This window comes from Haloterrigena sp. H1 (genome assembly GCF_005938085.1).
Taxonomy (GTDB): domain Archaea; phylum Halobacteriota; class Halobacteria; order Halobacteriales; family Natrialbaceae; genus Natrinema.
The window spans coordinates 1,517,500-1,538,147 of sequence record NZ_SMZK01000001.1; the positions used below are offsets into that span (position 1 = coordinate 1,517,500).

General features: G+C 63.6%; 24 protein-coding genes. 7 read left to right on the top strand and 17 right to left on the bottom strand.

Translation table 11 applies throughout. From position 1 onward, the window contains the following. Window positions 1-129: 129 nt before the first annotated feature. From E2L06_RS07695 to E2L06_RS21790, 5 genes are all read right to left on the bottom strand, one after another. Window positions 130-789 (bottom strand): bacterio-opsin activator domain-containing protein, encoded by a 660-nt coding sequence (locus E2L06_RS07695; RefSeq protein WP_138780186.1) that lies wholly within the window; start codon window positions 787-789, stop codon window positions 130-132. A gap of 217 nt (window positions 790-1,006) precedes the next feature. Then, entirely contained in the window at window positions 1,007-1,930 is a 924-nt protein-coding gene (locus E2L06_RS07700; protein WP_138780188.1) for a sulfite exporter TauE/SafE family protein, read from the bottom strand. Window positions 1,931-2,206: 276 nt separating this feature from the next. Further along, a complete protein-coding gene (locus E2L06_RS07705; protein WP_138780190.1) occupies window positions 2,207-2,617 on the bottom strand; it encodes a helix-turn-helix domain-containing protein in 411 nt (136 codons plus the stop codon). A 70-nt stretch (window positions 2,618-2,687) separates the two neighbouring features. After that, a complete protein-coding gene (locus E2L06_RS07710) occupies window positions 2,688-3,719 on the bottom strand; it encodes a sulfite exporter TauE/SafE family protein (protein ID WP_138780192.1) in 1,032 nt (343 codons plus the stop codon). Between the two features lie 2 nt (window positions 3,720-3,721). Further along, the gene (locus E2L06_RS21790; RefSeq protein WP_171052324.1) at window positions 3,722-3,871 is read right to left on the bottom strand and encodes a hypothetical protein; all 150 of its coding nucleotides are present in this window, start codon (window positions 3,869-3,871) and stop codon (window positions 3,722-3,724) included. Window positions 3,872-4,239: 368 nt separating this feature from the next. Here E2L06_RS21790 and E2L06_RS07715 point away from each other — a divergent pair, with 368 nt between their 5' ends. After that, complete coding sequence (locus tag E2L06_RS07715; protein WP_138780194.1) at window positions 4,240-5,091, top strand: universal stress protein; 852 nt, start codon at window positions 4,240-4,242, stop codon at window positions 5,089-5,091. Window positions 5,092-5,192: 101 nt separating this feature from the next. Here the strand turns inward: E2L06_RS07715 and E2L06_RS07720 are convergent, their stop codons facing one another. The 5 genes from E2L06_RS07720 to E2L06_RS07740 all read right to left on the bottom strand — a co-directional run bounded on the left by E2L06_RS07720 (window position 5,193) and on the right by E2L06_RS07740 (window position 9,509). After that, window positions 5,193-5,984, bottom strand: a complete 792-nt coding sequence (locus tag E2L06_RS07720) for a 2-oxo acid dehydrogenase subunit E2 (RefSeq protein WP_138780196.1) — start codon at window positions 5,982-5,984, stop codon at window positions 5,193-5,195. Between the two features lie 104 nt (window positions 5,985-6,088). Further along, a complete protein-coding gene (locus tag E2L06_RS07725) occupies window positions 6,089-7,270 on the bottom strand; it encodes an inorganic phosphate transporter (protein WP_138780198.1) in 1,182 nt (393 codons plus the stop codon). A gap of 21 nt (window positions 7,271-7,291) precedes the next feature. Then, on the bottom strand, window positions 7,292-7,750 hold the full coding sequence (locus E2L06_RS07730; protein ID WP_138780200.1) for a YeeE/YedE family protein: 459 nt from the start codon (window positions 7,748-7,750) through the stop codon (window positions 7,292-7,294). Then, window positions 7,750-8,307, bottom strand: coding sequence for a YeeE/YedE family protein (locus E2L06_RS07735; protein ID WP_138780202.1), 558 nt, complete (start codon window positions 8,305-8,307; stop codon window positions 7,750-7,752). The genes E2L06_RS07730 and E2L06_RS07735 overlap by 1 nt, the downstream gene beginning before the upstream one ends. 8 nt (window positions 8,308-8,315) lie before the next feature. After that, window positions 8,316-9,509: an MBL fold metallo-hydrolase gene (locus E2L06_RS07740; RefSeq protein ID WP_138780204.1), complete on the bottom strand. Its 1,194-nt coding sequence runs from the start codon at window positions 9,507-9,509 to the stop codon at window positions 8,316-8,318. Window positions 9,510-9,754: 245 nt separating this feature from the next. Between E2L06_RS07740 and E2L06_RS07745 the strand changes: the two genes are divergently transcribed. The 3 genes from E2L06_RS07745 to E2L06_RS07755 are packed head-to-tail and all read left to right on the top strand — an operon-like array spanning window position 9,755 to window position 10,875. Continuing rightward, window positions 9,755-10,000, top strand: coding sequence for a sulfurtransferase TusA family protein (locus E2L06_RS07745; protein ID WP_138780206.1), 246 nt, complete (start codon window positions 9,755-9,757; stop codon window positions 9,998-10,000). 1 nt (window position 10,001) lies between these two features. Beyond that, a complete protein-coding gene (locus tag E2L06_RS07750) occupies window positions 10,002-10,583 on the top strand; it encodes a DsrE/DsrF/DrsH-like family protein (protein WP_138780208.1) in 582 nt (193 codons plus the stop codon). A 43-nt stretch (window positions 10,584-10,626) separates the two neighbouring features. Continuing rightward, window positions 10,627-10,875, top strand: a complete 249-nt coding sequence (locus tag E2L06_RS07755; RefSeq protein ID WP_138780210.1) for a HalOD1 output domain-containing protein — start codon at window positions 10,627-10,629, stop codon at window positions 10,873-10,875. Between the two features lie 26 nt (window positions 10,876-10,901). Here the strand turns inward: E2L06_RS07755 and E2L06_RS07760 are convergent, their stop codons facing one another. The 4 genes from E2L06_RS07760 to E2L06_RS07775 form a co-directional block, all read right to left on the bottom strand. After that, window positions 10,902-12,035 carry an aminotransferase class V-fold PLP-dependent enzyme gene (locus E2L06_RS07760; protein ID WP_138780212.1) on the bottom strand — a complete coding sequence of 378 codons (1,134 nt, stop codon included), beginning with the start codon at window positions 12,033-12,035 and terminating at the stop codon, window positions 10,902-10,904. A gap of 187 nt (window positions 12,036-12,222) precedes the next feature. Further along, window positions 12,223-12,441, bottom strand: a complete 219-nt coding sequence (locus tag E2L06_RS07765; protein WP_138780214.1) for a DUF2892 domain-containing protein — start codon at window positions 12,439-12,441, stop codon at window positions 12,223-12,225. A 118-nt stretch (window positions 12,442-12,559) separates the two neighbouring features. After that, a complete protein-coding gene (locus E2L06_RS07770; protein ID WP_138780216.1) occupies window positions 12,560-13,906 on the bottom strand; it encodes an FAD-dependent oxidoreductase in 1,347 nt (448 codons plus the stop codon). Window positions 13,907-14,120: 214 nt separating this feature from the next. Continuing rightward, on the bottom strand, window positions 14,121-14,789 hold the full coding sequence (locus E2L06_RS07775; protein WP_138780218.1) for a DUF6517 family protein: 669 nt from the start codon (window positions 14,787-14,789) through the stop codon (window positions 14,121-14,123). Between the two features lie 207 nt (window positions 14,790-14,996). Here E2L06_RS07775 and E2L06_RS07780 point away from each other — a divergent pair, with 207 nt between their 5' ends. Continuing rightward, a complete protein-coding gene (locus E2L06_RS07780) occupies window positions 14,997-16,118 on the top strand; it encodes a pyridoxal phosphate-dependent aminotransferase (protein ID WP_138780220.1) in 1,122 nt (373 codons plus the stop codon). 14 nt (window positions 16,119-16,132) lie between these two features. On the opposite strand, the gene E2L06_RS07785 is transcribed toward E2L06_RS07780, so the two are convergent. Continuing rightward, on the bottom strand, window positions 16,133-16,699 hold the full coding sequence (locus E2L06_RS07785; RefSeq protein WP_138780222.1) for a type 1 glutamine amidotransferase domain-containing protein: 567 nt from the start codon (window positions 16,697-16,699) through the stop codon (window positions 16,133-16,135). A gap of 150 nt (window positions 16,700-16,849) precedes the next feature. Between E2L06_RS07785 and E2L06_RS07790 the strand changes: the two genes are divergently transcribed. Beyond that, window positions 16,850-17,815 (top strand): NADPH:quinone reductase, encoded by a 966-nt coding sequence (locus E2L06_RS07790; protein WP_138780224.1) that lies wholly within the window; start codon window positions 16,850-16,852, stop codon window positions 17,813-17,815. 11 nt (window positions 17,816-17,826) lie between these two features. Here E2L06_RS07790 and E2L06_RS07795 read toward each other — a convergent pair whose 3' ends face one another. Beyond that, window positions 17,827-18,228: a hypothetical protein gene (locus tag E2L06_RS07795; protein WP_138780226.1), complete on the bottom strand. Its 402-nt coding sequence runs from the start codon at window positions 18,226-18,228 to the stop codon at window positions 17,827-17,829. 152 nt (window positions 18,229-18,380) lie between these two features. Further along, entirely contained in the window at window positions 18,381-19,403 is a 1,023-nt protein-coding gene (locus E2L06_RS07800; protein WP_249361383.1) for a TIGR04024 family LLM class F420-dependent oxidoreductase, read from the bottom strand. 187 nt (window positions 19,404-19,590) lie between these two features. Here E2L06_RS07800 and E2L06_RS07805 point away from each other — a divergent pair, with 187 nt between their 5' ends. Beyond that, window positions 19,591-20,457, top strand: coding sequence for a hypothetical protein (locus tag E2L06_RS07805; protein ID WP_138780228.1), 867 nt, complete (start codon window positions 19,591-19,593; stop codon window positions 20,455-20,457). Window positions 20,458-20,648 lie beyond the last annotated feature (191 nt).

Here is a 20,648-nt window from a genome sequence, read left to right on the forward strand (position 1 = left end):
CACCCTCCCGACTGGACGCGGCCTCGATGGGGGAACTGCGGCGGGATACTGACATTGGAAAGGTGTAGAGACCCGTTTAAAGAAAGCGTATCCATAGTCTCAACAATTCTTTTAAAACGGCTCGGTGGATCACTCGAAGTCCGTCGCGCTCGACAGCAACGCCTCGCTGAGGACCTGTTTCGTTCCTCGACGAATCCGATCCGACATGGCCTGTTGAGAGACGTCGAGTTCGTCGGCGAGTTCGTCCAAGCTCACTTGACTCGGCGTATCGAAGTACCCCCTCCGAAGCCCCACGAGGAGTGCCTCACGCTGTTCCTGAGAGAGGCCGAACCGCTTGACGGTCTCAGTTCGGTCGGTTTCCGTATACGTTCGAACGATGTGGATCGCTATTCCGCGGTCGGTACAGTAGTTGTGGAACCGTGAGAGTGCATCGTGGTCGGGGAATCGGAGTCGGAAATACCACCTGTCATCAGCATGCCCTTCTAAAATCGTCCCATCTGCCTCCGTGATTCCCCGGATGAGGTCGTTGTGTTGCCCGTGCCATCGAACGCGATAGAGCGTGCTATCCGCCACTTTGTCGAGTGCGAGAATTTCGTCGACGGACTCGTGCGCAGTCACGTTTTCTTCGAAGGCCTCGAAATCGTCTCCCCTTACCCACAGGAAGGGCACGGTGGAGTTACCTGTTGGGACGATCCGTTCGAGTTCGATGTGCATGTGAGGCGGCCCAGACAGGACTTCCCCGAGCGTGAACGCGTCGTTCTCAATTGTGAATTCGAGAATAACGCTCATACAGTGACTGCAGGTGGCTGGAAGGGTAGAGGTTGGCCCTGATTGTACCAATTGCTATCGGAGAGCGCTCTGTACTGGTCACTCCGTAGCTCTGATAGCTGGATGAGTGGTTGTGCTGCATTCGCGCTGTGTCTCTTGCAGGGCTTCAGAAAAATGAGTTTGAACTGGCAGTTTGATCGTAGAACGATGTACTCACACGTTCACGGTTGAAGCTACACTAGAAGAACAGCGCCGGCACGGTGTTCCGGAAGATGTTGAGCGAGATAATAAACAGGAGCCCGACGACGAACCAGTTGAACCGCTGTTCGTCGATCTCGAGGCGCCGGAGATACGTTCCCACCAGCAGGCCGACGATGGTGACGACCGCGATCACCGAGCCGAGCCAGAGCCGGTAGGTCGTCATGAGGTCGGTAAACAGCGTCATCTGGATGATCCGGACAGTAAAGATCGTTCCGAGCACCATTGAGAGCCCGCCGATGTAGCGTTCGGTGTCACGCTCGAAGGTGTGGAAGTACGCCGGCAGCAGCGGCCCGAGGTTCGCGATCGCGAGCAGGAACCCTTCGAGGAAGCCGGCGGAGCCGAGCGCGATCGGGTGGTGGGCCTCCTCGACCGTGACGAAGTTCTGGACCACCTGAAAGGCAACGTAGCCGAGGATGACGAGGCCGATGACGAAGGGGACGATCGGCCCGGCGCTAAACGCCGCCAGGGCCGCGACGCCGATGACGCTCCCGACGACGGCAAGGGCAAGCAGTGGCCACTCCTCGCGGACGAATTCCCGTCCCGTATCGGTTTCGCCGACCTGGTACATGTTGAGCATCCACGGCGGAATCGCGAGGACGACGACGGCAAACGTCGGGTCGATGACCGACGCGAAGATCGGCGTCGTGATCAGCGAGTAGCCAAAGCCGATCATCCCTTTGACGACGCCGGCGACGATCGCGACCCCGACGAACAGGGCAAGCAACTCGACCGAGAGGTCGGACTGAACGCCTTTCCCGATGTGCTCGAGGCCCGGGAAGAAAACGATCGACGCGACGATAACGGCGAGCGTTGCGGCGACCATCATCACCTCCCGATACCGAAGCTGGGAGACGTTCGTGAGGAACTGTTCGAGATCGTTCGTAGATTCGGGTACGCTCATAGCAGGTGGGGTGGATAGTGAAGCCGACGGAGAGACGGCGTATCAGGTCTATACAGCCCCGACCTGTATTTGACTGTCCGCCTCGGCGAGAGCTACAGCGACCCGAGTTACCGCGAACGCAGCGAAGTCACTGAAAGACGCCCCTCGAGTGTCCGTACGCGCCGTTCTCCCGGAGCGGCGCTGTCATAGGTTGTGGTGATATTTTCCGGTAGAAACGATCGGGGAGGGGAGAACGGAGAAGGGAGATGTCGACGGGAGAAGTTCGGCGGGCCGGCGTTAGCCTTCGATCTCGGCGGGCGCAGTCGTCTCGGTCTGCTGCTCGTATTTGTTCTCGAACTCCTGGATGAGTTGGCCCATCTTGGCGTACCAGTCGTTTAACATCCGCTGCATGCTGTCGGCGATCTTCGACGGATCGGTCGGGAAGTACACGTGGTAGTACCCGCCTTGGTCGTAGTTGACCTGATCTTTCTGAATGAACCCCGTCTGCAGCAGCCGCTGGACGGCCCGGTAGGCGGTCGAGCGCTCGCGGTCGACGGCGTCGGCGATTTCATCGACGGTCATCGGCTCATCGGCAGCGACGAGCGCCCGGAAGCACTCCTTGTCGAGGTGCTTGAGGCCGTGGAAGCACTCGAGGAGTCCTTCACACTGCATATCTTGCTGGAGTTGTTCGGACATCGAATCCGGCATTGTAATCACGCCCGTGTAGGCGGCGCGCAGTTAAAAGACTTGTGTAGAAACCATACAATCCTGTGACTGCCTAGTCAGCAGTCGGCGGCGACACGTCCGTGCCCTCACGGAGCACGGTGACGCCGCTGTAGACGACGGCCCCGCTGACGAGCAGCGCGGCTCCGAGAATGATCGCCAGGCTCACCACGTCGAGGACGGGCATCTCGAGGAGCCCGCCGATCTCTCGCACCGCGACGGCGATCGCACCGAGCAACAGCATGACCCCGAAGTAGACCTTGATGTCCTCTTCGTTGACGAGGTTGGTCGCGGCTGCGCCGACGCGGGCACCGAGTGCGCTCCCGGCCAGCAGCGGGACGACGATGCCGAGGTTGACGGCACCGGACTGGGCGTAGAGGAAGCTCCCGATCCCGCCCGAGAAGACGATCTCGAAGAGGTCAGTCCCGACTGCGACCGGGACGGGCACGCCGATCAGGTAGAACAGCGCGGGCATGCGGATGAAGCCGCCACCGACGCCGAGGAAGCCCGACAGCACCCCCGTCGCGAACGCCACAGCCAGCACCATCCACAGCGAGACCCTGAACCCACCGCGGATCGAGATCATCGGCGGCACGTTGTACGACTGGATCTTCTGGGCAATCTCGGGAATTTCCTCGTCCTCGAGATCGGCGTCCTCGTCGACGTCGTGGTCGATGCCGCCACCACTGCCTTTCATCGCTTCGTAGGTGACGAAGACACCGATCCCACCGAGCAACAGCACGTACGCGACGCTGACCACGGAGCCGGCCAGCCCGATGTGCTGTAAGTACTCGAGGCCGATCTTCCCGACTTCGATGCCGGCGGTCGTCCCGGCGATCATCAAGACGCCGAGTTTGTAGTCGACCTGCCCGAGGTCACGGTGTTTGAGCGTCGCGATCACGGAGGTCCCGAAGACGAAGGCCAGACCGGACCCGACCGCGACGTTCGCGTCGTAGCCCATCACCAGCAGTGCGGGCGTCACGAGGAACGACCCGCCCATCCCGAAGAATCCGAACAGGATCCCGATGAGCAGACCGAATCCGACGAACATCACGATCAGCGCCAGGCTCATTCCAAGTATTTCCATTGTTAGTTGTTCTTAATGCGATTGACCACTGGTTCTCCGAGCAACTCTTCCACTACGCCGTAGCCGATATACAGGACGATGGCCTCGAGGAGCACAGCCCCGATAAGCATGCCAGCGTCTACCGATGCGGTCAGACTTCCCCCACCGATCATTGCGTCCCACCAACTATCGTGTGCAGTTGTGTGTCCATCATGGTTTTCTCTTCAATAGTCTCTAATCGGATGCTGGTATTAACAGTTTTGGAAATAGCGCACAATATTACTGCAGCTGATCACACGGCTATCCAACCGAAATATATGCGTAAGTTATAGGGATATGGCGGTCCAAAGCCCCTCGTTGATCGACCGCAATCGAACGGCTTACACGGTCGTGCGCGGATTTTATCGCGCTAAAGAAATTCATTACTCGGGGACAATCAGTGGGGATCTTCCGCTGCTATCGAACCGAATAGCACCGACTGATGTTCATCGGTTCTGAACTATACAAACAATATTATACGACGATCGCATCCGTTCGAGACATGCGAGCGCTCTATGCGACCGATCTCTCGGCAGCCAGTGAAGCGGCGATCGAGAACGAAACCTGCCTCGAGTGCCTCGAGCGAATCGGCATCGACACGATCCATCTCGTCACCGTCGTCCCCTCGAACGTCCACGCCGGGATGCCAGGCATGGACCTCGAAGGCCGTCGTCAGCGTGCGCTCGATCGGTATCAGTCGGTGATGGAGGACGCGGGCTTCGAGGTTGACACGCACGTCGTCCGTGGGACGCCCCATCGTCGCATCAACGGGATCGCCGGCGCTGTCGAAGCCGATCTGACGATCGCCGGCTCGCGTGGGAAGAGCCCGCTCGAGAACCGCGTCATCGGATCGACGACGCGGAATCTCGCGCGGACGACCGTGGTACCACTACTCATTACGCGTATCGAGCGCGAGACCGACGAACCCGACCTCCGGCGTGAGCACCTCTTTCGGCGAACCCTCTATGCGACCGACTTCTCCGACAACGCCGAGCGCGCGTTCGAGGCGTTCTCGACGCTTCGCCACGCCACTCAGTCGGCGCGGCTCGTCCACGTCCAGTCGCCGAAAGACGCCGGCACGACGGGAGACGACGGCGACGAACCGAGCACACGGCTAGACGAACTCACAGCCCAACTCGAGGAGTGGGACATCGAGACCGAGATCGACGTTCGGCAGGGTGATCCGGCCGACGAGATCATCGCGGCCGAAGCCGAGTTCGACGCGACGACGATCCTGCTTGGCTCGCGCGGTCGAAGCCGACTCCGCCGCCTGTTGCTCGGCAGCGTCTCTGAGTCGGTCATCACGCGCGCTGCGGGGAACGTTTACCTCGTGCCGCCACCTCGGTCGGCGTAATAGTAGCTAGGTGCGCGTTTTCTTTGCGCGGAATCGGGGGAGAGAAATGTATTATGGGAGTTGAGCGGGATGTAGTGTCTTGGCTCTCGTCGAGAGGTTGCTCAGTCGGCGGACACGGCATCTAGACCGGTGCCGGCTTCCAGATGTGCGCCGAGGCGCTGGACGAACCGCGTGGCTGGGGCTCCGTCCACGACGTCATGGTCGAAGGTGACGGTGAGGCTCAGATACTCCCGAGACTGGAGTTCGCCATCGATCAGACGTGGTTTGGTTCCGATGCCGCCGACAGTGAGCTGGAGAGTGTAGTTCGTGGGACTGATGGCCCACCCGTTTCCGGTGCCGAACATACCGACAGAGGTGACAGCGACGGTGCCGGCGAGCTGTTTCCACCGTGAGGGGAACCATTGCGGGAGGCGCCAGATTTGTCTGCGGATGACTCCGGGAAAGCGGCGGGCGAGCTTGGCGATGCCAGCCTCGGGGCGGTTCGAAGTGTCCGTCTGGACGCGTCGGATTTCGTCATGAATTGACCGGACCGTCCGCTGATTCGCTGCCCGGATGACGTGTGGAACACCGATTCGCTCGCCGTCAACTTCCCGTTCGATGAGGACATTGACATCCACGTCCTCGAACTCGTAGATCCGTCCCCGCCAATCATGATATCGGTGGACTTGCGGCTGTTCCTCCACGGTAGCTGCCAAACAGGAGATGATGAAGGCTGTAAACGAGAGGTCCGTTCCGGTCTCTTCCTCGATCGACCGGATCTGCTCCCTGGCGTCGGTGACGTCGATTTCGACGAGCCCGTGGACGTTGCTCCGGTGTCCCGCCATCTGCATATAATCCACTGTCAACTGCTTTTGGGGAGACACGCGATCGATTTCGGGGCCTCGGCTGCTCATAGACTCACATGCACAGCGTGAACTAAATTCGTACGCACCGACCAAGGTTATCGTCCGCGGCGATACTCTATTGAACCAACGAGGACGCAAAGGGCAGTACCTGGCTACGCCATCGGGAACACGACGACCACGCCGTAGCCGAGCACGAACGCGAGCGCGAACGACGCGATCCACGCGCCGATCGTCATCGAGATCTTCCGCGGGCTGATCGCGTCCCTGCCACCGACCGCCGCGCCGCTGCCGATGATCGCGCTGACGACGATCTCGTTGAACGAGACTGGGACGCCAAGCAAGATCGCGACCTGCGCGATGAGAAACGACGGGACGAGCGCCGCGATCGAGCGACGCGGCCCCAGCGACGAGTAATCCTGTGCCAGCGACTTGATCATGCGTGGCGCACCGGTCCACGAACCGACGAGGATCCCGGCCCCACCACCGACGAGGATGGCCATCGTCGAGATCATCTCGAGGTCGTCGAGTAAGGGCAACAAGGGCCCGACTGCGAGCCCGACCTGGCTGCCGCCGGCCGAGAACGCGACGAGCGAGCCGAGCGTCAACAGCACCCGCCTGAGCCCGCCGGTCATGTCCCGCCGGATGTCCCAGTAGACGAGCCCTGCAATCGCGAGCGCCACCGCCAGCGAGAATCCGACCACGGCAGTGCCGGACTCGAGCCCGGTGAGTCGCTGGAGGGTGCCCGAAACGGTGCCGGCCGATCCGGCAGGGCCGAGAAACGAAAACGTGACGTTCGCGAGGACGCCGCCGACGAGACCTGCAAGCACCGCGACGCTGATTCGCTCGGGGACGTCAGGTCGTGGCAACACGCTCGCGATCACGTACGCGATGCCGCCGCCGACGAACGGCGTCAGCACCCAGACGGCCCCGATCTGCTGGTACTTCGCCCAGACTGGCGTCCCGCCGAGCGCGAGTCCGACGCCGATCACCGAACCGGTCACGGTAAACGCTGTCGCGATCGGATAGCCGGTTCGAATGCCGATAGCCATGAGGCCGGCACCGATCAGTAAGACGGCGATCACGCCGGCAGCCGGCAGGCTGACACCGCCGATCAGTCCGCGACCGATCGCCTCCGAGACGTTTGCACCTTGCGTGACGGCCCCGGCGAAACCGAAAATGCCGACGATGAACGCGGCCCGCATCGTCGAGATGGCGTTGGCACCGACGGCGGGCGCGAAGGGTGTCGCACCGCTCGAGCCGGCGCCGATGACCCACGCCATAAACAGACTCGCGAACCCGGCGGTGACGAACAGCAAAACGAGAGTAAGGTCCATTAGCGGATCGAAAAGAGCGGTTTAGTCCGCACCTGCAGTCACGGAGTCAGCACCGGCGGCATGGCTTCGCCACCGACCTTGGAGGTACGCGCCGAGGAACATCCCGGCGAGCGCCCAGAGGATGGTGACGTTGCCAATGCCGAGGCTGGCGTAGGCGGCTCCCGGACAAATGCCCGAGAGCCCCCAGCCGACGCCGAAGATCGATCCGCCGATCAGGACGTTCCGATCGAACGACTTCAGCCGGCGTTCGAACTGGTCGCCGGTCAGCGGTGCCCGACCGAGCAGCCGTGGGGCGAGGAAGAACGTCACCCCGGTGACGATCGCGGCGCCGAACATCACGAACACCAGTCCGAAGTCGTCGAATTGGAGGAAGTTCAGCACCACTTCCGGGCGGGCCATGTGGCTGAATCCGAGTCCGAAGCCGAAGATCAGGCCGCCGACTAGGATCAGCGGCATGAAGAGGGGATGACGGTCCGCCATTACGGGCTCACCCCCAGTGCGGCGACGATCTGTGCAGTCAGGATCGCGACGATCATGAACGTGATGACACCCGTAATCGAGGTCTTCGATGCGGAACCGACGCCGCAGACGCCGTGTCCGGACGTACAGCCCTTCCCAATGCGTGTCCCGATACCGACGAAGATGCCGCCGACGAGCAGCCGCCACGGCTGGACGTCCGTCGACCAGAGCGTCAGGCCGCCGACCTCGTACAGTTGGCCGGTCGTCCCGGGTTGGTAGAGCGACGTCGTAATCAGCCCGGACTGGACGGTCGCCGAGAACGCCAGCGCACCCATAATGATGCCGAACGTGAACACGAGCCGCCAGTCGCGAGATGAGACGTACCGCTGGAAGCGGGACTGTCCGGAGACGTACGACAGCGTCGACTCGAGGAACGTACTCGCACCGGCGGGGATGCCGGTCCCGAGATAGATTACGACCGTGCCGAGACCGACGAGGAGTCCGCCGATGGCGTATCGACTGATCCCGTTCGGGAACAGTTCGGCGGCCAACTGGAGGGGGACTGGATCAGCTACCATATAAATTATTAGTCACCCGCGAGCGATTCCTGGCTGGCAGCACAGTTGTTCGGGCCGAGCTCGAGTTCGAATGCTTCGTCGTCGTCGGCCTCCTGCTGACCGAGGTTGGTGGGGATGATGTCCTCGTAGTTGGCCGGCCGTGGGGGCATATCCGAGAGGATGAGTTCGACGAACTCGTCTTCGTCCATCGTCAGCGCAGCCATCTCCTCTTCGAGCTGGCCGATCGGCGCGGTGTAGGTGCCGTCGGCAGCAGGTTCGGCGGCGTCGCTGAAGTGTGCGCCACCGATCAGCGTCTCGTCGGGCAGTGAGAGGACACGCTCCTGCAGGCTCTCGTAGAGTTGGGCCGCGGCTTCGGGTGCACCGTCGTCGCCCTCTTCTAAGTCAGGACGGGCGACGCTTTCGATGAACAGGCCGTCGCCGGTCGCCAGCAGCGAGTCATCGACGAGGTACGAGGTCATGCCGGAGGTGTGCCCGGGGGTGGAGACGGTTTCGATGGTTGCGTCGCCGACCTCGAACTCGTCGCCGTCCTCGGCCAGCGTCACGTCGTCGGCGTAGGTGACGCCACGCTGGACCGACGCATCAGGGATGACGCCCTCGACGCCGACGGCGTCGAGTGCACGCACGCCGGAAATGTGGTCGGCGTGGATGTGTGTATCGATCGCGTACTGCAGGTCGACGCCGAGTTCGTCGGCATCGGTGAGGTAGCGGTCGGTAAAGGCTCGCAGCGGGTCGATCACCGCGGCCTCGCCGCCGTCGACGACGAGGTAGCCAAGACAACCCGACGAAGGACGCTGGTACTGGTAAAGGGTACCCGAGCCCTCGTAGTCGGACACTTCGACGCGCTCGTAGATGCGCGCCCAGCCGTTCATCCCGTCTTCGAGCTGGTTTGCGTCGTACCCGCGGTCTTTGAGCGTGCCCGCGACGAACTCGCTCGAGCCACCTTTCGCACAGAGGACCGTCACTTCACGGTCGTCGGGAATCTGTGCGAGAACGCCCTCGTCGAGCTCGTCCTCGAGGAACTCGAAGTATGGGATGTTGATCGACTCGACGCTGTCGCCGTCGATGTGCCACTCCTCGTACTCCGATTCCGCGCGCACGTCGAGGAGCGTCACCTCCTCGCCTGCGTCGATACGACTTTTCAATGTCTCCGGAGTCACCGCCGCAACATCGGCATCCGGAGTAGGGAAATCGTCGGCGTTCATATCGTGTACTCACAGGTATCGGCCGATAGCATATAAGGGTTTGCATAGTAGTTCCCTGTTTGTGCAATATTGACCCATCTTCGACTGAAAATTTCCGCTTGAAGCCGATTAGAAGGCTGCTTTAGGTGATATTCTCGTCGATTCACAGCAGCAGTTGTTTGTGAGTGGTGCAAGAACCGGCATTCTTTTAACCTTCGAGGCGATATTGTGGAGTAACTCCAATACAGATCACGGAGTACCCAATCATGAGTGAAGCATTCGATATCACGGAGACGCTCGACGTCAAAGGTGCATCGTGTCCCATGCCGGTCGTCAAAACGAAGTCCGCCATCGACGACCTCGCCGAAGGCGACATCCTCGAGGTAGTCGCCACGGACTCGGGCAGCATGAGCGACCTCGACGGCTGGGCGACTGGCACGGACGGCGTCGAAATGCTCGAGCAGGTCGAGGACGGCGACGTCTACAAACACTACGTCAAGAAGACAGCATAACATGAGTACGGATACACCCTCGGCGACGGGAGACGGCGAGCCGATGAGCGAGGACGCCCTCCAGGAGCGGATCGAAGAGCTTGAGGAGCAAGTCGCTTCCCTCGAGACTGAGGTCGGCGACGGCCAGAAGAAGATGACGATCGTCGCGACCCAGGGGACGTTCGACATGGCGTACCCGCCGTTGATCCTCGCGAGCACCGCGGCCGCGTTCGGCTGGGACGTGGTCGTCTTCCACACGTTCTGGGGACTCGACATCCTCCACGAGGAGAAGTCCTCGGATCTGAAACTCAGTGCGGTCGGCAACCCCAACATGCCGATGCCGAACGCGCTCGCCGCCCTCCCCGGAATGGATCGGATGGCGACGCGAATGATGGAAAAGCGCATCGACGAGAACGGCACCGCAACCATCGAGGAACTGATCGACCTCTCGCTCGATCAGGGTGTCGAACTGCAGGCCTGTCAGATGACCATCGAGCTGATGGAGTACGACGAGGACGACTTCTACGACGGCGTCACCACTGGCGTCGGCGCCGCGACTGCCCTCCAGCACATGGCCGAATCGGACGTCCAGCTGTTGGTCTAAACCACCGAGACGACTCCCCGATTACTGTGTTTACTCGCTCTCAATGACCCTTCACACGACTCACCGTTCGTCGCCGCCGGTAGTACCGCGCGTCATCGAAGCGGTCGCCGAAGCCGACGATGTCGACCCCACCTCCATGACGCCACCGTTGGCGGACGTCGTTGATCCCGACGCGTTGAACGAACTGATCGACCACGGCTCGGACGACGCCGACCGGACGTTCGAAGTGCGCTTTTCCTACCGCGGCCACGAGGTCGTCGTCACCGACGACGGGGACGTCGAAGTCGACTGATCCGACACGGCGGCCGCGCGGTCACGTTACCATTCTCGCTCCAATGCCTCGAGCAGCCGATCCACCTCTGCCGCCGTGTTGACCGCGTGAACGGACGCCCGGATCGCATCCGGTGACGGCAGCTCGCGAACGATGATTCCCGCCGCAGCCAGCCGTTCGACCGTCGCCGTCGGCTCCGCGACGTCGATCGTCACCAGGCCGGACTCCGGTGTCGACGGACTACGGAGCCGGTCGTCGGGAACGCCGTCGGCGAGACGACCTGCGAGGCGGTGAATCCGGGCTCCGATGGTATCGATTCCGACCTCGTCGATAGCGCCGATCGCCTCACCGAGCGCGACGTGGGGGGCTGGGTTCGCCGAGCCGACCTCGAGTCGACGTGCACCGGCCGCGTACTCGTAGGGGTCAGCGTTCGCGTCTTCGACGCTTCGATAGCCGACGGCCCGTGGCTCGAGGTCCTCGGCGACGGCTCGGTCGACGTAGAGAAAGCCACCGCCCCAGAGACCGAGCAGCCACTTGTGGCCCGCGGCGGCGACGGCGTCGGCCCCCCACTCCCCGACATCCATCGGCAGCTGTCCGGGAACTTGAACCGCGTCCACGAGCGCGAGCGCGCCGGCGTCGTGGGCGATGTCGACCAGCTTTGTGACAGGGAGTTGCGTCCCGTGGGTCCACGTAAGCGCGCTGAAACAGGCGAGTCTGGCGTCCGAAACAGCCTCGGCGAACCGCTCGAGATCGATCCGCCCGGCCTCGGTTTCGACGACGCGAACCTCGACGCCCTCCCGCTCGAGGCGCTGCCAGGGGAGGATGCCCGCGGGGTGCTCGAGGTCGGTGCGGACGACGACGTCGCCGGGCTGCCAGTCGATCGCGTTCGCGAGCGCGTTGATCCCGCCGGTCGTACTCTCCGTAAGCGCGATCTCGTCGGGCTCGGCGCCGATGAACGACGCGACCGTCTCCCGGGTACGGTCGAACGCCTCGAAGGCGGTCTCGTACGGATCGTCCGCGATCGGTGACTCGTACTCGTGTGTCCGAACGAACTCGTCGGCAGCATCGACGATGTACCGTGGGCTCGGGCCGTGTGCGCCGTAGTTGAGGTAGAGACCATCCTGGAGGGCAGGGATGTCGGTCCGGAGTTCGGTTGGGGTCATCGTTACGTTCTCAGACATCGGTCGTCCTCCGTCGTAAGTGTCCGTCCGTCGGACGGGACGATACGACACCGTTCGACGCCGGTTCGTTCGATTCCATTGCGCACGGCTACGCAGTGAGTGGACAATAATCTTGGGCTACTTGCGAAATACTGGGGACGGCGGATGACGGCGTGAGCCGAACGGATCGATCTCGAGCCGACGCCGGTCAGGGTGCTTTACACGTATCGACGCCTAGCAGCTGGTAGAGCAGACAGAACCGGGTCAGCCCGGTCCCGAAGAAGACGAGTCCGACCAGCGTCGCGATCACGCCCACGATCATTCCGGCAGGGAGGATATGCGCAATCGACGCAATGCCGATGGCGACGAGAACCGCACCACCGACGAGCCGTACGAGCCGGTCTACCGAGCCGACATTGTTTTGCATAGTCACTGGTATGAACAGCCTGAAGTTAAACGTTTCTTGGATTCCGACACCCTCAGAACACTGCCGACAAGGGCCGTCGGTGCTGTCGATCCGCGTCGGCGCGAGCGGTCGGCCGTCGTTACTCGAGTTTCCCGGAGAGAACTTTCGCCGCGGTCAGAACCGGATCCCAGACGGGGCTAAACGGCGGGGCGTACGCCAGATCTGCGTTCTGGAGGTCGGTGACCGTCATGCCGGCGTGGAGTGCCGTCGCGACCGTGTCGATCCGTTTCGCGCCTTCGCGGCCGACGACGCTACCGCCCAGTAGCGTGCCGCTCTCTCGGTCGGCCAACAGTGTGACGGTCAGTTCCTCGCCCTCCGGGTAGTAGTGGGCACGTGTCGCCGCCGAGATCGTGACCGAGACTGGGTCGAACCCGGCCTCGCGGGCCCGTTCCTCGTCGGTTAGTCCTGTCCGGGCGGCCCCGAGTTCGAACGCCTTGACGATGGCCGTGCCGGCGATCTCGCCGATCGGCGTTGGATCGCCGGTGATCGTCTGGCCGATCGCGCGACCCGCACGGTTCGCGGTCAGAGCAAGCGGTACGTGATCCGGCTCGCCGGTCACGACGTGGCGTGCCTCGGCACAGTCACCCGCCGCGTAGACGTTCTCGTAGTTCGTCCGGCTGTACTCGTCAGTCGCGACGGCCCCGGTCGGCCCAAGCTCGATTCCGGCCGCCTCGGCGAGGTTGACGTTCGGTGCGACGCCGACGCCGACGATCGCGATGTCGGCGGGAACCGTCTCCTCGTCCAGTCGAACGCCATCGACGCGCTCGTCGCCGACGAAGCCCGAGACAGCCGTCTCGAGGCGAAGGTCGACGCCCTGTTCGCGCAAATGGTCTTCGACGACCTCGGCGACGGGCTCGCCGAACGGCTGGAGGACGTGGGGCAGCATCTCGTAGAGGGCGACGTCGATACCGTGGGCCGACAGCGCCTCGGCCATCTCGATCCCGACGTAGCCGCCACCGACGATCGCGGCCGTCTCGAGGTCGCGTTCGCTGACGTAGTCCTCGATGGCGTCGGCTTCGTCCATGTCGTGGATGGTGAAGACGCCCTCGAGATCGAGTCCCTCGAAGGGCGGCTCGATCGCGCTTGCGCCGGTCGCCACGAGGAGGTCGTCGTACGACTGCTCGTACGTCTCGGAATCAGTCTCGACCGTTACCGTCTGCGCGTCGGGGTCGACGTCGACGACTTCCGCCCCCGTCCGCAGGTCGACGTCCCGTTCGTCGCGGAACTCGTCAGCTGTTATCGTGACGAGGTCGTCCAGGTCGTCGACATCCCCTTTGACGTAGTACGGCATCCCACAGGCGGCATACGAGACCCAGTCGCCTTTCTCGAAGACGATTACCTCCAGCTCCGGGTTCTCGCGTTTCGCCTTGCTCGCAGCGCTCATTCCTGCTGCGTCACCGCCGATGACGACGAACGTGTCTGCCATAGGTGAAACGTGGGCCGGCAGCGCCTAAACTATTTCTGGACATTCCCAATATTGTGCAATCAAGTTGCCGCTCCACGAGGAGAGTCCAGTAACCCGCGGACAGGATCGCACTCGGCAGCCACCGCACACGTGGGCGAACGACAACGAGCGTCAAATAGCTTCCCGAGGTCGTCCCACCCCGGCAGTCGGCCCCGTTTGGTCTCGAGTCACGCCGTTAGTTCGTAACCGGGTGTTCAGCTGACTCCATGAGTTCTTCGACGTTTGCCGACTCGGCCGTGAGCACCTTCGGATAGGTGCCGAGCAAGACGAGCAGGTCGCCTTCGTGGTCGAACGACGTGAGTTTGAGTTCGATCTCGCCCGTCTCGCCCTCCAGCTCGCTCTGGCCGACGAACACGTCGACAGTGCGGCCGTCACCGAGGATCTCGAGCCCGAACGACTCCTCGTGCGTGAGATCGCTGATCTCGCCGTGATCGCTGGGGATCTCCCCGAGGAATCGCTCGAGGAGTTCCTTGTTCGATAACTCGCCAAGCGGGTTGAGCGATCGGCCCGCGATCTGCATGCCAGGGATCGAGACGCCGGCGAAGGCAGCCCCCTCACTCGTCTGGCCGGCGTAGTCGACGGCTTTCGTATAGATCGATTGCCAGATCGTCGCCCGGACCTCGCGTTCGATGCCGCCGGGGAGTTCGACCGTCCGCTCGATCGTCTCGTCGCTGACGTCGCTTTCCTGGTAGCCGGTCGACGCCAGCGCGTCCGCGGTCGGGGCGACGCGGTCGGCATCGAACTCGAGTGGGCCGTTGCCGAGTACGACGTCGAGACAGCCAGCCGTCAGTGCGAGCGTCCCCGTCGCGCCCGCGGCGAGGAACGATCGTCGAGAGGGAGTCATTATCGACGGATTCGCTACGACAGGCATATTCCTTGTGGTGTGTTCTGTCACACAGACAAGACAGTTGGACCTCGAACCCAAGCGAGAGTCGTCGACGGCAGCCACCGGCACAACGACAGCGTCGCGAGTCCCACGCCAGCGACCGGTGCCCCGCCTCGCGTTGACGAGACATGAAGAGTTATCGGGGTTGACTCCCCCCGTTTAGCCATGACCGACTTCGCAGATCGAGTCGAGCAGGTGTCGATCAGCGGCATTCGCAAAGTGTTCGAGGCCGCCGGTGAGGACGCGATCAACCTCGGCCTCGGCCAGCCGGACTTCCCGACGCCCGCCCACGCTCGCCGCGGGGCGATCGAAGCGATCGAATCCGGGCGTGCCGACGCCTACACGTCCAACAAGGGCACGCGACAGCTTCGCGAGGCGATCGTCGCGAAGTACGACCGCGACTACGGCCTCGAGATCGACCCCGAAGACGTGATCGCGACCTCGGGCGGCAGCGAGGCGCTCCATCTCGCGCTGCAGGCCCACGTCGATCCCGGCGAGGAAGTCATCTTCCCCGATCCCGGCTTCGTCTCCTACGACGCTCTGACCCACATCGCCGACGGGACGCCGAAGCCGGTCGGGTTGCGCGACGATCTCACCCTCGACCCTGCGACGGTCGAGGAGTCGATCACCGACGAGACGGCAGCGTTCATTGTCAACAGCCCCGCGAACCCAACGGGGGCCGTCCAGAGCGAGGCAGACATGCGCGAGTTCGCCCGCATCGCCGACGAACACGACGTGCTCTGTATTTCCGACGAGGTCTACGAACACATCGTCTTCGAGGGCGAACACCACTCGCCGTTGAAATTCGCTGAGACGGACAACGTCGTCACCATTAGCGCCTGTTCAAAGACCTACTCGATGACCGGCTGGCGGCTCGGCTGGGTCGTGGCCTCGAACCGCCGCATCGAGCGCATGCTCCGGGTCCACCAGTACGGCCAGGCCTGTGCCTCGGCGCCAGCCCAGTACGCCGCCGAAGCCGCCCTGACGGGCCCCCAGGAGCCGGTTCAGGAGATGGTCGACACCTTCGAACAGCGCCGTGACCTCGTGCTCGACGGGCTCACCGACGCCGGCCTCGAGGTGCCCACCCCGGAGGGGGCCTTCTACGCGATGCCGAAGGTGCCCGAGGGCTGGTGTGAGGAAGTGCTCGATCGCGGCGTCGTCGTCGTCCCCGGCGACGCCTTCGGCGCAAACGGCGCGGGCTACGCGCGACTCTCCTATGCGACCGGGACCGAGGAACTGAAAGAAGCACTCGAGATCATCGACGACGCGACTCGCGCAGTGCAGTAGTTCGACCCGCTTTGTTACTCCGACGCGGCCGCGAACTCGTCGACGATCGTCTCGCAAAAAGCCTCGAGATCGTCCGGATTCCGGCTCGTCACTAGACCGTCGTCGACGACGACTTCCTCGTCGACCCACTCGCCGCCCGCGTTGCGCACGTCCGTCTGGAGGCTGTGATAGGAAGTCAGCGTCCGGCCGTCGACGACGCCCGCTTCGATCAGTGCCCACGGTCCGTGACAGATCACGCCCGCGGGCTTGCCGTCCTCGAGGTGTTGCCGGAGGAGTTCCACGCCGTTTTCGTCGGTGCGAAGCGTGTCCGCGCCAACGGCCCCGCCCGGGACGATCAATGCGCCGTAGTCGTTCGCGGCGACCTCGGTGAACGCTTTCTCGACGTCGTAGCTGTCGCTCCACTCGAGGTCGTTGTTCACCGTCTGTGCCTCGCCCGTCTCACTGCCGAGGACGTCGACGGTCGCGCCGGCGTCGGCGACGGCCGCCTTCGGGTCGGTGAACTCGATCTCTTCGCTACCTGCCGGGGCGAGGAAGATTCCGACGGTCGTTCCCTCGAGCGGCTGGCTGTCGGATTCGCTCATACCACGACGACGCCGGGCACGCAGACAAGTGGTGGACTTGCTGGTGCAACAAGCCACGGGGAGGGCGCGATCACGGGAGCCGGCGGGCGTCGCCGTCGCTGGCTGCTGACGTGTACCATTATACGCTCTCGTTACGTCGTCCCGAACGACATGCGCGCTGTACGCCTTCACGAACACGGTGACGCGGACGTACTGCAGGTAGACGAGATCGACCGGCCCGAGCCGGCCGCGAACGAACTCTTGGTCGAGGTCGCCGCTGCGGGTGTCAACCCCGTCGACACCTACTTCCGGGACGGCTCGTACGAGCCGGTCGGCGTCCCCTTCACGCCCGGCGTCGACGTCTCGGGCGTCGTCGCCGCGGTCGGAGACGCCGTCGACGGCTTCGAAGCGGGCGACCGCGTCTACGGCACCGGCATCGGAAACGGCGGCTTTCAGGGCTCTTACGCCGAGTACGCGACGATCCCGACCGACCGCGTCGTCCACCTCCCCGACGGTGCGGATCTGACCGAAGCCGGCGGGGCGGGCGTCGTCGCCGTCACCGCCTGGCGCGCGCTGATCGACCACGCCGGCCTCGAGCCCGCCGAGTACTGCCTGGTCCACGGCGGCTCGGGCGGCGTCGGCCACGCGGCCGTCCAGATCGGAGCCGCCGTGAGCGCGCGGGTGATCACGACGGCCGCCGAGGAGTACCACGACGCGCTCGCCGACTACGGCGCCGAAACGGTCCTGGATTATGGCCATGACGACCTCGCGAACGCGGTCCTCGAGGCCTCCGACGGCGGCGTCGACGCCGTGCTCGACCACCGGCTCGACGACTACCTGCAGTTCGACGCGGACGTGGCCGCGACGGGTGCCCGCGTCGTCGGCATCGGCGAAAACAGTCCCGATCCGGGCTTTACGAACGACGGTGCCGCTCGCTCGAAGGACGTTACGTATCAATTCATGAGTATGTTTAACACGCCCGACCTGCGCGTCCCGCTGCGGGGCGTTGCCCACCTGATGAACACGGGTGCACTGTCGATCGACGTGGCACGAACCTACGACCTCGAGGAGGCCGCTGACGCACAACGCGCCGTCATGGACGAGAGTTTCCTGGGGAAACTCGTCGTCGAGCCGTAGCCAGCGACCTGCTACTCGACGTTACCCAGTCCGCGGACGGCGTCGTCCCGCTCGAGCAGCATTCGGCCGCGCTCGCGGAGCGTGACCGTCTCGGTTTTGGAGTCGTAGTCGATTACGTCCGCGGCGGCCAACTTCGGAATGTGGGTGTGGTGCAAGGAGATGCGAGCGGTCCGTCTCTCTCGCGGAGAGACGTCGCCGTGATCCGAGATCACGTTCGGTTCCGTTGCCGCTTCCCGGGCGGCGACTTCGACGGCGAGTTCCGTCAGCGTGGCCGAGCCGTCTCCGTCCTCGAGATACTGCAATACCGAGCGACGGTGGCGATGGGCCAACAGCTTCATCGCCGTATCGACGCCGTCGGACGCCGATTCGCCGAACGCAGAGAGGGTCTCGGGGGAACGGAGGAGTGGAATCATACCATCCGTAGGTATCGGGCAGTACTTATACTGTCTGTCAAAGCACTTCGGCTATCGCTCGTCTGCGACCGGCTTCCGATAGCGACGACCCGTAGACGTGCTCGAGTAATCGCTCTGTCGGGAGTCCCTGTCGTGGAACGATGGCTGTGCAGCTACGCGAGGTCGGCGACGGCTTCCATCGTCGTCCGCTTGTCCTCCTCGGACAGTCCGTCGACGAACCCGACGCGGACGGCGTCGACGCCGTCGATCTCGCCGTAGGCTTCGACCCATTCGCGTACCTCTTCGGGAGTGCCTGCGGGGGCCAGTTCGTCGAGAACCTCGTCGGGTAAGGCTGCGGCCATCGCGTCGGTATCTCGCTCGTCCCACGCGGCCCGGATCTCCTCGACGACATCCGGGTAGCCCTGCTCTGCGACCGAATTCCCGTAGTAGGGACCGTACGCCCCGAGCATGAACGCGATCGTGCTGCGGGCCTTTTCGCGCGCTTTCTCACGATCCTCGGACGCCACCCCGCGAACGATCGGGGCCACACGCAGATCCGAGAGCTCCTTGTCCGCGAGGTCGGCACCGCGTTCCAAGTCCTCGAGTCGGTCTCGAAGGCCGTCTTTCGTGAACAGCTGTGGAGCCCAGCCGTCGCCGAAGCGGCCGGCCATTTCGGTGGCCTTCGGCCCAAGGGTTCCGAGGTCGATCGGTGGCGGGTTCTCGTGAGGGCCGCGCTCGTAGTTCAGCCCGGGAATCTCGAAGATCTCGCCCTCGTAGGCGGGGGTGCCGTCCTCGTAGACTCCGCGCATGATCTCGATCACTTCGCGGGTCCGGCGCAGCGGCCGGTCGAACTCCTCGCCGTGCCAGCGCTCAGTGATCGCCGGTGAACTCGGGCCGATCCCGAACCGGAACCGCCCGTCAGCGGCGTCTTGCATCGTCAGTGCCGTCTGGGCGAGCATCGCGGGCGTCCGCCCGTACGGCGAGATGACGTCGTTCGAGATGCCAAGTTCCTCGGTGCGGGCGGCGGCAAGCGTCAGCGGCGGGACGATGTTCCAGCCAGTCGTCTCGCCGACGGTGATCCGGTCAAATCCCAGTTCTTCGGCCTGGACGGCCCGCTCAGCGACTCCCTGTGGCCGGTCGTAGTCGCCGAGTTGCACCAGTAGATCCAGATCGACAGTCACGGCACGCCCCTCCATGTCAGTCCTCGAGTCGCAACTCGCAGTCTCATCACCGCACACCGCGGCACGAACTCACATAAAACGGTCGCGTTTCCATCGTCTCCCACATGGAGCCGTTCCGTCACTGGAGCGCAAAGCGATCCGCGCTGGTTCGTCAGGAGGACCGTCGGAACGCTTATCATGTCTTCGTGAGATCACGAGTGCAATGGAACGGCGTCGATTTCTCGCGTGTGCGTCTGCCGCTGTCGCCGGGACTGTCGGCGCGTCCGGCCCCGTCTCGGCCAGCGACGGCGATCCCCTCACGGTCGAAGTCGTCCGCCACGCGTCCATCGAGCCCACCAACAGCGCGATCCGGTTCGTGTTCGAAGGCGTACGGCTGTTCACCCAGACGTGGACGGACGCGACGCCGGGATCGGCCACGGTGGACCTCGACGTGATGACGGTCGCCGACTTCGACATCGAGCCGTCGTACGAGGCGACGCTCGATGCGATCGAAGTCGACGATGCGCTCGGGGCCGATCGGACGCCCGAGACGGTGACGCTGTTCGTCATCGACGACGGGAGGGCCAGTGCAGGGGCGATGCGGTCGTACGCTGGCGACGACGGTCGTGAGAGCGGAGCGCCGGGTGCGTATGGCTACGTCAACACTGCACTCGGCGGGCTGTTTGGCGCGGGTGTCGGGATGCCCCGGCCGCTGATTCGGAACTTCACGGCCCACGAGTGCGGCCATGCGGTACTCGGCTGGGCGGAGTTCCCACACTACCCGGCGGACGCGACCATTCGGGACCCATCGCCGGGACTGCGCGCCCACAGCTGTGGCGCACAGGATCATCCTGCGGCCAGCGGCTGGTTCGTCAACCACGGGATTACCGTGATGGCGACCGGGTACTCGGCACGGGAGAGTCGAAATACGCCGCGGGAACACAGGTTCGCCACGGAGCAGGGAGCAGTGAGCGAGGCCGTCGCCCCCGTCGGCGAGTCGTGGTCGTACATCAACATGGACTACGTCCCCACGTTCTCGCAGACGGCTCGAGCGGCGATGGGCGACCACTACCGGCAGTTCATCTCGTGAGTTATACGGTCTGCTGGACCGTGTGACCGGTGCACCCACAGAACAATCGTGGGTGCCCCGCCACTGACGTACAGTAGTCCGTATATTGAGGGGCGGTCCCACTGCCGTCGGGTCCGTCGGATAGGGAACCGAGACGGAGTATTTATTGCAAGACGGTGAGTCTGTCGCAGATACTGCAGCCTGTTGCCGGT

Coding starts and splice junctions, on each gene's coding strand:
- E2L06_RS07695 (WP_138780186.1), bottom strand. CDS start 789: ATGAGCGTTATTCTCGAATTCACAATTGAGAACGACGCGTTCACGCTC.
- E2L06_RS07700 (WP_138780188.1), bottom strand. CDS start 1,930: ATGAGCGTACCCGAATCTACGAACGATCTCGAACAGTTCCTCACGAAC.
- E2L06_RS07705 (WP_138780190.1), bottom strand. CDS start 2,617: ATGCCGGATTCGATGTCCGAACAACTCCAGCAAGATATGCAGTGTGAA.
- E2L06_RS07710 (WP_138780192.1), bottom strand. CDS start 3,719: ATGGAAATACTTGGAATGAGCCTGGCGCTGATCGTGATGTTCGTCGGA.
- E2L06_RS21790 (WP_171052324.1), bottom strand. CDS start 3,871: ATGATCGGTGGGGGAAGTCTGACCGCATCGGTAGACGCTGGCATGCTT.
- E2L06_RS07715 (WP_138780194.1), top strand. CDS start 4,240: ATGCGAGCGCTCTATGCGACCGATCTCTCGGCAGCCAGTGAAGCGGCG.
- E2L06_RS07720 (WP_138780196.1), bottom strand. CDS start 5,984: ATGAGCAGCCGAGGCCCCGAAATCGATCGCGTGTCTCCCCAAAAGCAG.
- E2L06_RS07725 (WP_138780198.1), bottom strand. CDS start 7,270: ATGGACCTTACTCTCGTTTTGCTGTTCGTCACCGCCGGGTTCGCGAGT.
- E2L06_RS07730 (WP_138780200.1), bottom strand. CDS start 7,750: ATGGCGGACCGTCATCCCCTCTTCATGCCGCTGATCCTAGTCGGCGGC.
- E2L06_RS07735 (WP_138780202.1), bottom strand. CDS start 8,307: ATGGTAGCTGATCCAGTCCCCCTCCAGTTGGCCGCCGAACTGTTCCCG.
- E2L06_RS07740 (WP_138780204.1), bottom strand. CDS start 9,509: ATGAACGCCGACGATTTCCCTACTCCGGATGCCGATGTTGCGGCGGTG.
- E2L06_RS07745 (WP_138780206.1), top strand. CDS start 9,755: ATGAGTGAAGCATTCGATATCACGGAGACGCTCGACGTCAAAGGTGCA.
- E2L06_RS07750 (WP_138780208.1), top strand. CDS start 10,002: ATGAGTACGGATACACCCTCGGCGACGGGAGACGGCGAGCCGATGAGC.
- E2L06_RS07755 (WP_138780210.1), top strand. CDS start 10,627: ATGACCCTTCACACGACTCACCGTTCGTCGCCGCCGGTAGTACCGCGC.
- E2L06_RS07760 (WP_138780212.1), bottom strand. CDS start 12,035: ATGTCTGAGAACGTAACGATGACCCCAACCGAACTCCGGACCGACATC.
- E2L06_RS07765 (WP_138780214.1), bottom strand. CDS start 12,441: ATGCAAAACAATGTCGGCTCGGTAGACCGGCTCGTACGGCTCGTCGGT.
- E2L06_RS07770 (WP_138780216.1), bottom strand. CDS start 13,906: ATGGCAGACACGTTCGTCGTCATCGGCGGTGACGCAGCAGGAATGAGC.
- E2L06_RS07775 (WP_138780218.1), bottom strand. CDS start 14,789: ATGACTCCCTCTCGACGATCGTTCCTCGCCGCGGGCGCGACGGGGACG.
- E2L06_RS07780 (WP_138780220.1), top strand. CDS start 14,997: ATGACCGACTTCGCAGATCGAGTCGAGCAGGTGTCGATCAGCGGCATT.
- E2L06_RS07785 (WP_138780222.1), bottom strand. CDS start 16,699: ATGAGCGAATCCGACAGCCAGCCGCTCGAGGGAACGACCGTCGGAATC.
- E2L06_RS07790 (WP_138780224.1), top strand. CDS start 16,850: ATGCGCGCTGTACGCCTTCACGAACACGGTGACGCGGACGTACTGCAG.
- E2L06_RS07795 (WP_138780226.1), bottom strand. CDS start 18,228: ATGATTCCACTCCTCCGTTCCCCCGAGACCCTCTCTGCGTTCGGCGAA.
- E2L06_RS07800 (WP_249361383.1), bottom strand. CDS start 19,403: ATGGAGGGGCGTGCCGTGACTGTCGATCTGGATCTACTGGTGCAACTC.
- E2L06_RS07805 (WP_138780228.1), top strand. CDS start 19,591: ATGGAACGGCGTCGATTTCTCGCGTGTGCGTCTGCCGCTGTCGCCGGG.